Raw genomic sequence first — 12,316 nt, 5'->3', positions numbered from 1 at the left:
CTGCCCCTGCCGGATGACGCTCAACGCGGGCGCGACGACCGGTTCTTGATCACTACCTCAACCGCAGGCGCCCCTCCCGCGCAGCGGGTTCGTTCTTCGGGCCTCAGGCCGCTTGTTCGGCGCGCTTCTTCTCGATCTGGCCGATCGCGTCGACCACGGCATCGAAAGTCAGCATGGTCGAGGCATGCCGCGCCTTGTAGTCGCGCACCGGCTCCAGATATTTCAGGTCGGCGAAGCGGCCGTCAGGCGGCGCGCCATTTTCCTTCAACATCTTTAGCATCGTGTCGCGCACCGCACGCAGTTCCTCGGCATTCGCGCCGACGACGTGCTGCGCCATGATCGAGGACGACGCCTGGCCGAGCGCGCAGGCCTTCACGTCATGGGCAAAGTCCGTGACCACGCCATCCTGCATCTTGAGGTCGACGGTGACGGTCGAGCCGCACAGCTTGGAATGCGCCTTGGCGGTCGCGTCGGGATGATCGAGGCGGCCGATACGGGCGATGTTTCCGGCGAAACCCAGAATTTTCGCATTGTAGACGTCGTTTATCATTATTTTCCAATCCATCGCCGCCAAGCGAACAGCGATTGCCGCTGTCGTGTCTTCCTTTCGCTCGTCATGACCATATATAATGGTGGCAGTCCGGTATCGACAAGACGACGAAAGCCAGTGTCCTTGCCGGGAAGTTCACGCCACTTACGGGGCTGGAAACGGGGCGAGTTTCCGACACCGAAAGGTCGTGGTCCGTTCAACTCGTTCCTCCGTCGAGAGGGACTACGGGAGACGCCTTTATGGATGCAGTCATCAAGAAACTCATGCCCCAGTCAGCCTACATGGAGAAGCCGGTTACCGACCGGCCGAGCGAAGCCGAGGTCGAGGCAGCGGTGCGCACGCTTTTGCGCTGGACCGGCGACAATCCGGACCGCGAAGGGCTGGCCGACACGCCCAAGCGCGTGGCCAAGGCCTTTCGCGAAATGTTCGGCGGCTACGATATGTGCCCGGCCGACGAACTCGGCCGCACCTTCGAGGAGGTCGCCGGCTATGATGACCTGGTCATCGTCAAGGACATAACATTCCACTCGCATTGCGAACACCACATGGTGCCGATCATCGGCAAGGCGCATGTCGGCTATCTGCCGGACGGCAAGGTCGTCGGCCTGTCCAAGATCGCACGCGTGGTCGATATCTTCGCCCATCGCCTGCAGACGCAGGAGGCCCTGACGGCCCAGATCGCCGGCGTCATCCAGGATGTGCTCAATCCGCGCGGCGTCGCCGTGATGATCGAGGCCGAGCACATGTGCATGGCCATGCGCGGCATCCGCAAGCAGGGTTCCACAACGCTGACCTCGACCTTCACAGGTGTCTTCAAGGATACGCCCGAAGAGCAGGTTCGTTTCGTCACCATGGTGCGCGGCGGCGGGGTCTGAATGGCCCTCGCCGGCCACTAAGAACAAGGACCGGCGATGTCGGCACTGGAATTTCCAAAAGCTCCGTCAGACAAGAAAGCGTTGGAGGAAGGCGCGGTGTTTTCACCGCGCTTCGACGCAGCCGGCCTCGTCACCGTCGTCGTCACCGATGCCGAAGACGGCATGCTTTTGATGGTCGCGCACATGAACGCGCAGGCGCTGGCGCTCACACTGGAGACAGGCATCGCGCACTACTGGTCCCGCTCGCGCAACGCGCTCTGGAAGAAGGGCGAAACCTCGGGCAATTTCCAGCATGTCGTCGAGATGCTCACGGATTGTGACCAGGACGCCATATGGTTGCGCGTCAAAGTGTTGGGCCACGACGCAACCTGTCACACCGGCCGGCGTTCATGCTTTTATCGGACGGTGGGGCTGATCGACGGCAAGGGGACGCTTGCCGACGACGGCAGCAAGCCGCTGTTCGATGCGGAAAACACCTATCGGAAACCACCGGCTTGAACCTTCTGCCTGACATCAGCGACACAGATTCATCATTTCGATACGGCCCGCCTGTATATTGGCCGTGGGACAAGGGAGATCATGATGCTCGAGTGGGCGTCATTGCGTAACAGACCAGATGTCAGGGAGGCCAACGGCCTGTCCTCGTCCGGCGGCGCATCGGAAACACCAAGGAAAACCGGCATTTCGCTCGCCCTGGGCGGAGGTTGCGCCCGCGGCTGGGCGCATATCGGCGTGCTGCGCGCGCTCGACGAAGCCGGCATCGAAGTGTCGATGATCGCCGGCACCTCGATCGGTGCGCTGGTCGGCGGCTGCTATCTCGCCGGCAAACTGGACGAACTGGAAGAGTTCGCCCGCAGCCTGACCAAGCGACGCATCTTCGGCCTGCTCGATCTCAACCTGCGCGGCAGCGGCCTGTTCGGCGGCATGAAGCTTGACGCCCGGCTGCGCGAGCACATGGCCGGCATTCGTTTCGAGGACCTAGCTAAGCCGTTCGTCGCAGTCACGTCCGAAATCCGTACCGGCCATGAAATCTGGCTGTCGAGCGGCTCATTGATCACCGCCATGCGAGCCTCCTATGCGCTGCCCGGCGTGTTCGAGCCGGTGGATTGCAACGGCCGCGTGCTGGTCGACGGTGCGCTGGTCAACCCGGTTCCGGTTTCGGTCTGCCGCGCCTATGAGCAGCCACTCGTTGTGGCGGTCAATCTTCACTACGACCTGTTCGGGCGCGCCGCGGTGATAAAACACAGCGCCGGCGAGCTGGTCATCGAAAAGGATGCGCCGAGGCCCGGCCAGATCGATGCCGAGCACCGGTCGCATCAGACCCGGCTCGGCATCACTGGCGTCATGGTCGAGGCCTTCAACATCATCCAGGACCGCATTTCGCGCGCCAGGCTTGCCGGCGATCCGCCAGACATGTCGCTGCAGCCGAAGCTCAGCCATATCGGCCTGACCGAGTTCCACCGTGCCGACGAGGCGATCAACCTCGGCTATCAGGCGACGATGGCGCAGATCGGCGAACTGACCCGGCTGCAATCGGTTCTCGCCTGATCGACGTCATGCCCGCGCCGCATCGGTGATGCGAAACTGAACGGTGCGGTTGCCGTTCCAGTGATTGCCCGATAGCGAACCGGCGACGTGGATTGTCTTGCCGCGGTTCTTGAACAGGAATTCGCCGAGTGCGGTATCGACGGCGCGAAAGGCGATCGCCTGGATACGGCCGCCGCTTTCCGATTGCAGCTCGACGCGGATGTGATTGGTGCCGACCGGCCGCGCATCGGCCAGCCGATGACGCGGCAGAGCGAAAACGGGTGCCGCATGCCCGGCACCGAACGGTCCGGCCTTCTCCAGCGCGTCGAGCAGGCCGAGCGTCGCGCCTTCGGCGGCAAGCGCTCCGTCGATCGCCAGGCTTTCCTCGCCTTGCAGGCGAAACACATCGGCCGCCGCCCGCTCTTCGAAAAACGCTCTGAGCTCACCGAGCTTCGCCCGCTCCACGGTGATGCCCGCCGCCATGCCGTGGCCGCCGCCCTTGACGATCAGCCCGGCATCGGCCGCCTCGCGCACCAGCCGGCCGAGGTCGAAACCCGACACCGAGCGGCCCGAGCCGGTGCCGGTGCCGTTGGCATTGAAGGCAATGGCGAAGGCGGGCCGGCGCGCATGATCCTTCAATCGCGAGGCCAGCAGGCCGACAATGCCAGGATGCCAGTTGTTGCTGGCGGTGACGACGATGGCCGGGCCATTGCCGCCGGCAAGCTCGGCATCGGCCTCGGCGCGCGCCGCCGCGAGCATCTCCTGCTCCATCAGCTGACGTTCCTGGTTGAGCCGGTCGAGCGTCTCGGCAATGGTGCGCGCCTCGACCGGGTCGTCGGTCGCAAGCAGCCTGCTGCCGAGTGCGGCATCGCCGATGCGTCCGCCGGCATTGATGCGTGGGCCGATCAGATAGGCCAGATGGAAGGGGCTGATCGGCTCGCCGATATGCGAGACCCGTGCCAGTGCGGCAAGCCCTTCGTTCTTCTGCTGACGCGCCATCTGCAGCCCCTTGACGACGAAGGCGCGGTTGATGCCGGTCAGCGGCACCACGTCACAGACGGTGGCGAGGGCGACGAGATCGAGCAGCGAAAGCAGGTCCGGCGGCGTGGCATCGGCCATGCGGCCACGCAGGATCTTGGCTGTCTGCACAAGCGCGAGGAAGACCACGCCGGCGGCACAGAGATGGCCCTGACCGGAAAGATCGTCGTCGCGATTGGGATTGACGACGGCGATTGCCGCCGGCAAGGCGCCGCCGACCTGATGGTGGTCGAGCACCACGACATCGGCCCCGGCCTCGTTGGCGGCATCGATGGAAACGGCGCTGTTGGTGCCGCAATCGACGGTGACGATCAGTGTTGCGCCACGCGAAACCAGTTCACGCATAGCGTCTGGATTGGGACCATAGCCCTCGAAAATGCGATCCGGGATGTAGATTTCCGACGGCACGGAGAAATGCGTGAGGAACCGTTTCAGCAAGGCTGACGAGGCGGCGCCGTCGACATCATAGTCGCCGAAGATCGCCACCTTTTCCCTGGCCATCACCGCGGCGGCGATGCGCGCCGCCGCCCTGTCCATGTCGGTCAGCGATGCCGGATCCGGCAGAAGGTCGCGGATCGTCGGATCGAGAAATCGCTCGGTCTGGTCGGCGGTGACTCCGCGACCGGCAAGCACGCGCGCGACGATGTCGGGCACGCCGTGGCCTTGCGCGATGGCGAGCGCGGTCATGTCCTGGCGCTCGGTCAGCCGGTGTTCCCAGGAAACGCCTGATACGGACTGCCTGACATCGAGGAAGAGGCGTTTTTCGCCGGTCATACTGTTTGCCGACTCATGGTTGGCTGCAGGATAGTGCATGTCGTCCAAAAGTGTGCAGCGGTTTTGGGACGACGACCTGCATAAACAACAACCTAAAGCGCGTCGCGTGAACGCAAGGCGCTTTAGGCCAGAGGCTGGCAAAGCCAAGCGGTTCGCGGTGATGCGCCGTCCCGGGAGATTTCAAGAAAACTACGCTTTCCGCTTTTCAGCTTGACGCCGCAGCCATTCGTCGACCGCATCGCCCATCGTCTTTTCCGCACCATCCTTGAGCCAGGCCATGAAAGGTCGGTCGAACCTGAACGCATCGCCGCATTCCCGGGTGAGAAAGCGACGCACATTCTGGGTGTTGCGATAGGACTTCGTGATGGCGGTGGCGCGCGAAATCGGATCCGCGTGCCAGTCGAATGGTTTCATCGTCAAATCCTTGCAGCCAGCATTGGGTGCGCCCGAATGGCTAACAATTGCAAGGTGGCTTCGCAAGCGAGCGTCAGAACTTATCCAGGTCCTGATGGCGGGCCTTGATCTCGCGCACCGTCCGCGACGACGAGCGCAGCACGATCGTGTGGGTGGTGATATAGTTTTGTCCGAACTTGACGCCTGCCAGCATGTTGCCGTCGGTGACGCCGGTGGCTGCGAACAGCACGTCGCCGCGCGCCATGTCTTCGGCCCGATAGACCCGCTTCGGATTGGAAATGCCCATCTTCGCGGCGCGAGCGACCTTTTCCGGCGTGTCGAGGATCAGCCGGCCCTGCATCTGGCCGCCGGTGCAGCGCAACGCCGCCGCGGCCAGAACGCCCTCCGGCGCGCCGCCAGTGCCGAGATAGATGTCGATGCCGGTTTCCTCGGGATCGGTGGTGTGGATGACGCCGGCGACATCGCCGTCGCCGATCAGCCGGATCGCAGCACCCGTGGCGCGCACGGCGTCGATCAGCTTGGCATGGCGTGGCCGGTCGAGGATGCAGGCGGTGATGTCCGAGACGGCGACGCCCTTGGCGCGGGCGAGGCTCGCCATGTTTTCGGCCGGCGAGGCATCGATGTCGATAACGCCGTCGGCATAGCCCGGACCGATGGCGATCTTGTCCATGTAGACATCGGGCGCGAACAGCAGGCTGCCCTTCTCGGCGATGGCGATGACGGCGAGCGCATTGGGCAGGTTCTTGGCGCATATCGTCGTGCCTTCCAGCGGATCGAGCGCGATGTCGACGGCAGGACCTTTGCCCGAGCCGACTTCCTCGCCGATATAGAGCATCGGCGCCTCGTCGCGCTCGCCCTCGCCGATTACCACCGTACCCTTGATGGCGAGCCGGTTGAGCTCCTGGCGCATGGCATCCACGGCGACCTGGTCGGCCGCCATTTCGTCCCCGCGCCCGCGCAGCCTGGCGGCCGCGACAGCGGCCCGTTCGGTGACACGCACCAGCTCCATGGTGAGTATCCGATCAAGACCGGCAACGATATTCTGGGCCACATTCATCTGGTGATTTCCTCGTTGGCAATGCGGCCTCCCGCCGGAGGCGGCCTGTTTTGTCAAACGAGCATGACAACGGCAAGACCTGCGGAAGATTTTGTCGAATAACCAGCAATATCAATCGATTAAACCGCATTCCGAAATGAAATCGGCCCGGCCGCAGCGCACCGGACCGGGTTGAAAAAGTGAAAATCGGGCGCCCTTGGCGACCTAGAAAACCGCGAGATATTTGAGCAGCGAAATGATGCCGATGATGATGACGATGATCTGCGCGATCTGTCTCGTCCGGGCGTCGAGCGGCAGGCGCTGAACCAGATAGAGAACGAGTATGATGACGAGGAATGTGATCAGGATGCTGATCAAGGCGGATGAAGCCATAGTGCCCTCCTTAAAAATGATCTGCTGAAACAGGGAAATGAGCCGGCAAACCCGGCCCTATCGCGCCGCGGTCAATACCAGCGGCGCGACGTATCGCTCGTCGACTGACCAATGGCGAAACCGGCCATAAAGCCAAGCAAACCGATCACGCCGACCACGGCTGTCGTCGTCCCGGGATTTTCGCGCGCGACTTCGGAGACCGCGTGGGCCTGCGTGCGCAACTGCTGTGCGGTTCGCGACGCGCGGGTCGCGGCCGTGTCGTAGAAGTCAGATGCCTGCTCGCTAGCGTCCAGCATTTCCGCACCGCGCGCCGAAATGCTCTTGTTGATCTTGGTGATCTCCTTGCGCAGTTCGGCAATCTGCTTTTCCAGCGTCTTCTGGATGTCGTCGATATCAGGGGTATCGGATTTGTTGGTATCGGCCATGAAGCGGCTCCCTCTGGTTGCTGACCAAGAGAACGGCGGCGACGCGAATTCGTTCCGGTGGAGCGTGGCAACTTGCCATCAACCGACGCGAAAATGCCGGCGGGATTCTTGAGCCCGCGCGGCTATCGGGCGGGAAACTACCCTGCCCGCTCGATGCGGATGACCTGCGGCTTGTCGGTCAGATGGCCGTCCTTGGTGATGCCGTCGACGGCCTTGCGCACGGCGGCCTCGGTCGTCTCGTGGGTAACGAGGATCACCGTCTTTTGCGCCGCCGCTTCGCCGTTGACTGCGTGCTGGACGATCGATTCCAGCGAAATATCGCTGTCGGCCATGCGCTTGGCAATTGCCGCAAACACGCCGATACGATCATGCACGGTCAGCCGGATGAAGTAGCCACCGGCATGGCTGCGCATCTGCGCTTTCTTGTAGGGTTTCAATTCCTTCGCAGGCTGGCCGAAGACCGGACCGTGCTGGAAACCGGGCCGGCTCTTGGCGATGTCGGCGATGTCGCCGATCACAGCCGATGCGGTAGCGTTGCCGCCCGCACCGGGGCCGGACAGCAGCAGCTCGCCAAGAATGTCGGTCTCGATCGCCACCGCATTGGTAACGCCATGCACCTGCGCGATGACCGAGGCCGTCGGCACCATGGTCGGGTGCACGCGCTGCTCGATGCCGCTGTCGGTGCGCTGGGCGACGCCCAGCAACTTGATCCGGTAACCGAGATCGCCCGCCGCGCGGATGTCGGCCTGGGAGATGTTGGAAATGCCTTCCATGTAGATGTCGTTGGCGGCGATCCTGGTGCCGAAGGCAAGGCTGGTCAGGATCGACAGCTTGTGCGCGGTGTCGTGGCCCTCGATGTCGAAGGTCGGATCGGCCTCGGCATATCCCAGCCGCTGTGCGTCCTTCAGGCAGGCATCGAACGAGATGCCCTCGGCCTCCATGCGGGTCAAGATATAGTTGCAGGTGCCGTTGAGAATGCCGAAGACGCGGGTGACCGAATTGCCGGCCATCGCCTCGCGCATCGTCTTGATGACGGGGATGCCGCCCGCCACTGCCGCCTCGTAGTTGAGCAGCACGCCGCGCTTCTCGGCGATCTCGGCCAGCGCCACGCCATGTTTGGCCAGCAGCGCCTTGTTGGCGGTGACGACGTGACGACCGGCTTCGAGCGCTGCTTTCACCGACAAGCGCGCCGGCCCCTCGTCGCCGCCGATCAGTTCGACGAACACGTCGATTTCGGCGGTCTGGGCCATCTTGACCGGATCGTCGAACCATTTTGCGGCACTGACATCGACGCCGCGATCACGCTTCTGGTCGCGCGCCGAGACCGCGGTAACGACGATATCGCGCCCGCACTGCCGGGTCAGTTCCGCCGCTTTGTCGCGCAGCACGCGCGCCACCGACGCGCCGACGGTGCCGAGACCGGCAATTCCAACACGCAATGCTTCAGCCATGTCCGGCGACGTCCCTCAAGTCAGATCGAAATTGTCTGCGGCAAGCTTACCGATGAGCGGAGAGCGGCACGACATTGTTGGGCTGCTTGGCGCTGGTCGCCAGGAAGCGCTTGATGTTGCGCGCCGCCTGGCGGATCCGGTGCTCGTTCTCGACCAGCGCAATGCGTACGTGATCGTCGCCATGTTCGCCGAAGCCGACACCTGGCGCCACCGCCACGTCGGCATGTTCGATGAGCAGCTTGGAGAATTCAAGCGAGCCGAGATGCCGGAACGGCTCCGGAATCGGTGCCCAGGCGAACATCGATGCCGCCGGTGCCGGAATGGTCCAGCCGGCGCGGCCGAAGGCATCGACCATCACGTCGCGGCGCTTGTGGTAGATGTCGCGCACTTCGGCGATGTCGGCGCCGTCGCCGTTGAGCGCGTGTGCCGCCGCCACCTGGATCGGCGTGAAGGCGCCGTAGTCGAGATAGGATTTCACCCTGGTCAGCGCCGAGATCAGCCTCTCGTTGCCGACCGCAAAACCCATGCGCCAGCCCGGCATGGAAAAGGTCTTCGACATGGAGGTGAATTCGACGCAGACGTCGATCGCGCCCGGCACCTGCAGCACCGAAGGCGGCGGATTGCCGTCGAAGTAGATCTCCGAATAGGCAAGGTCGGACAGGATGATGATGTCGTTCTTCTTCGCGAACGCCACCACATCCTTGTAGAAATCGAGCGAGGCGACCAGCGCCGTCGGGTTCGACGGATAGTTGAGGATCAGCGCCAGCGGCTTCGGGATCGAATGCTTGACACCGCGCTCGAGCGCCGGAATGAAGCCGTCGTCGGGTTCCACCTGCAACGAGCGGATGACGCCGCCCGACATGATGAAGCCGAAGGCGTGGATCGGATAGGTTGGGTTCGGGCACAGGATCACGTCGCCCGGCGCGGTGATCGCCTGCGCCATATTGGCGAAGCCTTCCTTCGAGCCGAGCGTGGCAACCACTTGCGTGTCGGGATTGAGCTTCACGCCGAAGCGGCGGGCATAGTAGCTGGCCTGGGCCCGGCGCAGGCCCGGAATGCCGCGTGACGAGGAATAGCGGTGCGTACGCGGATCGCGCACGACCTCGCACAGTTTGTCGACGATGGCCTTGGGCGTCGGCAGGTCCGGATTGCCCATGCCGAGGTCGATGATGTCCGCGCCGCGCGAACGGGCGCTGGCCTTGAGCCGGTTGACCTGCTCGAAGACGTAAGGCGGAAGCCGGCGAACCTTGTGAAATTCTTCCATGGCAGTTCCAGACAGCAGAGGGGTCCCAGAAATCTAAGGTATTGGGCGCGCGCTATATACTTATTTGCAGGTAGGGTCGAGGGCGGGGTCGCATTTGGCTTCGATCTGCTTCAGCGTTTCGTCACCGTGCTTCTTGGCCAGATCCGTCAGCGCCGCCTGATTGGCGACCTGCGGACCGCCGCCTTTTGCCGCCTGCGAATTCTCATCGGCCTTCAATTGCGCAAGCTTGGCGTTCTTCTCGGCTTCGGTGAACTGCGGCGCCGCCACTTGCGGCTTGATGTTGAGGTTCGGAAAAGTACCGGTATCCTTCGGTCCCGCGTCCACGGCAATCGGCGTCGGGCCGCTGGTGTTGGTACTCGAGCACCCGGCAATCCCCATGAGGACGATCGCCGCACCGATGCGGCAAAAACGTCCGGCGTCGAAAAAAACAGTCTCGCCAATATTAATCGTCATATTGTTTCCTTGGCAGCCGAGCTAGAGCGAGATTGGACCCGGTCGGATGTCCCATGTTAATATGTCAAGAAAAGGCCTCGGGAGGAACCCCGCCAACCATGTCCAAAACACCCGATTCGGGCAAAGCGGAAGATGACGAGCCTTCGACCGTCGAGCAATATCTGGTGAAGGACCCGGAACGCTTCGCCCTGAACATGGCGCGCATGATCGAGCAGGCCGGCAAGGCCGCTTCCGCCTGGGCCGAGCCGCGCGAAAAAGGCGAGGTGCGCGATCACGTCGCCGAGCCGGTCGTCGACATGGTGAAAACTTTTTCCAAGCTCAGCGAATACTGGCTGTCCGATCCGCAGCGCGCGCTGGAAGCGCAGACGCGGTTGTTCTCCGGCTACATGACTGTCTGGGCCAACGCCATTCAGCGCACCAGCAACGCTGCGGAAGAAACCGAAGACGCCGTCAAGCCGGAGCGCGGCGACAAGCGCTTCCTCGACCCGGAATGGGGCCGCAACGCCTTCTTCGATTTCCTCAAGCAGGCCTATCTCGTCACCTCGCGCTGGGCGGTCGACCTGGTCGAGCATGCCGAAGGCCTCGACGAGCACACCCGCCACAAGGCCGGTTTCTACGTCAAGCAGGTGTCCAACGCCATCTCGCCGTCGAATTTCATCCTGACCAATCCGGAACTGTTTCGCGAAACCATCGCTTCGAACGGCGAGAACCTGGTGCGCGGCATGAAGATGCTGGCCGAGGACATCGCCGCCGGCAAGGGCGACCTGAAGCTGCGCCAAGCCGACTACTCGCCCTTCGAGATCGGCAGGAACATCGCCACCACTCCCGGCAAGGTGGTTGGCCGCAGCGATGTCGCCGAGATCATCCAGTACGATCCGGCGACCGAGACGGTGCTCAAGCGACCGCTGCTGATTTGCCCGCCATGGATCAACAAGTTCTACATCCTCGATCTGAATCCGCAGAAATCCTTCATCCGTTGGGCGATCGAGCAGGGCCATACCGTCTTCGTCATCTCCTGGATCAACCCGGACGAGCGCCACGGCACCAAGGGATGGGAGGCCTATATAAGGGAGGGCCTGCAATATGGCCTAGACACCGTCGAGAAGGCCACTGGCGAACGCGACGTCAATGCGATCGGCTATTGCGTCGGCGGCACGCTCTTGGCGGCGGCACTGGCGCTGATGGCGCGCGAAGGCGACGACCGCATCAAGTCGGCGACCTTCTTCACCACGCAGGTCGACTTCACCCATGCCGGCGACCTGAAAGTGTTCGTCGACGAAGAGCAGGTCGCGGCGGTGGAAAAGTCGATGAGCGAAAAGGGCTATCTCGACGGCACCAAGATGGCGACCGCCTTCAACATGCTGCGTTCCGGCGACCTGATCTGGCCCTATGTCGTCAACAACTACATGCGCGGCAAGGATCCCCTGCCCTTCGACCTGCTCTACTGGAATGCCGATTCGACCCGCATGGGCGCGGCCAATCACTCCTTCTACCTGCGCAACTGCTATCTCGAGAACAACCTCTCGCGCGGCATGATGGAACTGGCGGGCCACACGATCTCGCTCGGAGACATCACCATCCCGGTCTACAACCTCGCCTCCAAGGAAGATCACATCGCGCCGGCACTTTCGGTGTTTCTCGGCTCGAAATATTTCGGCGGCAAGGTCGAGTACGTCATGGCGGGATCGGGCCATATCGCAGGCGTCGTCAATCCGCCGGCATCCAACAAGTACCAGTACTGGACCGGGGGGGCACCGACGGGCGACTTCGGCCAATGGATAGCCAAGGCCACCGACCATCCAGGGTCCTGGTGGCCACATTGGCAAGACTGGATAGAGGCCGAGGACAACACGCGCGTGCCTGCCCGCAAACCCGGCAAGCATATGAAAACCTTGGGGGATGCTCCCGGCACCTATGTGAAGGTGCGTGTGTAACGGACTGTAATGTCTGGTGAGTTGACGCACCGGTAAAAGCGGGCGAAATGGTGTCGTCAACCATCAAGCAGCCGTAATTCGGCAATCACTGCAAAAATACTTTCAGGCTTGCGGATTTGACACAGGTCTCGTTTCCGGATCGGAGACAAAGGTCACCTTGACGCGGCGTATCGGTGCTGCAC

Annotated in this window: 13 protein-coding genes; 4 read left to right on the top strand and 9 right to left on the bottom strand. The window is 62.8% G+C overall.

The genetic code is table 11. From position 1 onward, the window contains the following. Positions 1–103: 103 nt before the first annotated feature. Positions 104–550 (bottom strand): iron-sulfur cluster assembly scaffold protein, encoded by a 447-nt coding sequence (locus NKI38_RS05000; RefSeq protein ID WP_352655273.1) that lies wholly within the window; start codon positions 548–550, stop codon positions 104–106. 239 nt (positions 551–789) lie between these two features. Here NKI38_RS05000 and folE point away from each other — a divergent pair, with 239 nt between their 5' ends. The 3 genes from folE to NKI38_RS04985 all read left to right on the top strand — a co-directional run bounded on the left by folE (position 790) and on the right by NKI38_RS04985 (position 2,973). Continuing rightward, complete coding sequence (gene folE / locus NKI38_RS04995; RefSeq protein ID WP_352628070.1) at positions 790–1,425, top strand: GTP cyclohydrolase I FolE; 636 nt, start codon at positions 790–792, stop codon at positions 1,423–1,425. A 36-nt stretch (positions 1,426–1,461) separates the two neighbouring features. Then, positions 1,462–1,923, top strand: a complete 462-nt coding sequence (gene hisI / locus NKI38_RS04990; RefSeq protein WP_352655272.1) for a phosphoribosyl-AMP cyclohydrolase — start codon at positions 1,462–1,464, stop codon at positions 1,921–1,923. A 138-nt stretch (positions 1,924–2,061) separates the two neighbouring features. Then, positions 2,062–2,973 (top strand): patatin family protein, encoded by a 912-nt coding sequence (locus NKI38_RS04985; RefSeq protein ID WP_502899252.1) that lies wholly within the window; start codon positions 2,062–2,064, stop codon positions 2,971–2,973. A 6-nt stretch (positions 2,974–2,979) separates the two neighbouring features. On the opposite strand, the gene recJ is transcribed toward NKI38_RS04985, so the two are convergent. From recJ to NKI38_RS04945, 8 genes are all read right to left on the bottom strand, one after another. Then, a complete protein-coding gene (gene recJ / locus NKI38_RS04980) occupies positions 2,980–4,764 on the bottom strand; it encodes a single-stranded-DNA-specific exonuclease RecJ (RefSeq protein ID WP_352655270.1) in 1,785 nt (594 codons plus the stop codon). Between the two features lie 189 nt (positions 4,765–4,953). Continuing rightward, the gene (locus tag NKI38_RS04975) at positions 4,954–5,178 is read right to left on the bottom strand and encodes a DUF6434 domain-containing protein (protein WP_352655268.1); all 225 of its coding nucleotides are present in this window, start codon (positions 5,176–5,178) and stop codon (positions 4,954–4,956) included. A gap of 73 nt (positions 5,179–5,251) precedes the next feature. Continuing rightward, positions 5,252–6,235 (bottom strand): class II fructose-bisphosphatase, encoded by a 984-nt coding sequence (glpX, locus tag NKI38_RS04970; RefSeq protein WP_352655267.1) that lies wholly within the window; start codon positions 6,233–6,235, stop codon positions 5,252–5,254. 204 nt (positions 6,236–6,439) lie between these two features. Then, entirely contained in the window at positions 6,440–6,607 is a 168-nt protein-coding gene (locus NKI38_RS04965) for a Thivi_2564 family membrane protein (protein WP_352628058.1), read from the bottom strand. A gap of 71 nt (positions 6,608–6,678) precedes the next feature. Further along, positions 6,679–7,032, bottom strand: a complete 354-nt coding sequence (locus tag NKI38_RS04960; RefSeq protein ID WP_352655265.1) for a hypothetical protein — start codon at positions 7,030–7,032, stop codon at positions 6,679–6,681. Positions 7,033–7,169: 137 nt separating this feature from the next. Beyond that, positions 7,170–8,483 carry a homoserine dehydrogenase gene (locus NKI38_RS04955; RefSeq protein ID WP_352628054.1) on the bottom strand — a complete coding sequence of 438 codons (1,314 nt, stop codon included), beginning with the start codon at positions 8,481–8,483 and terminating at the stop codon, positions 7,170–7,172. 46 nt (positions 8,484–8,529) lie between these two features. Continuing rightward, positions 8,530–9,747, bottom strand: a complete 1,218-nt coding sequence (locus NKI38_RS04950; protein ID WP_352628052.1) for an LL-diaminopimelate aminotransferase — start codon at positions 9,745–9,747, stop codon at positions 8,530–8,532. 60 nt (positions 9,748–9,807) lie between these two features. After that, positions 9,808–10,200 (bottom strand): hypothetical protein, encoded by a 393-nt coding sequence (locus NKI38_RS04945; RefSeq protein WP_352655263.1) that lies wholly within the window; start codon positions 10,198–10,200, stop codon positions 9,808–9,810. A gap of 98 nt (positions 10,201–10,298) precedes the next feature. On the opposite strand from NKI38_RS04945, the gene phaC reads away from it, so the two are divergent. Beyond that, positions 10,299–12,134 carry a class I poly(R)-hydroxyalkanoic acid synthase gene (phaC, locus tag NKI38_RS04940; protein WP_352655262.1) on the top strand — a complete coding sequence of 612 codons (1,836 nt, stop codon included), beginning with the start codon at positions 10,299–10,301 and terminating at the stop codon, positions 12,132–12,134. Positions 12,135–12,316 lie beyond the last annotated feature (182 nt).

The sequence above is a fragment of the Mesorhizobium sp. M0621 genome (assembly GCF_040320745.1).
GTDB lineage: Bacteria > Pseudomonadota > Alphaproteobacteria > Rhizobiales > Rhizobiaceae > Mesorhizobium.
The sequence above is the reverse complement of the archived record's forward strand: the minus strand, read 5'-3'. Positions and strand labels throughout refer to the sequence as shown.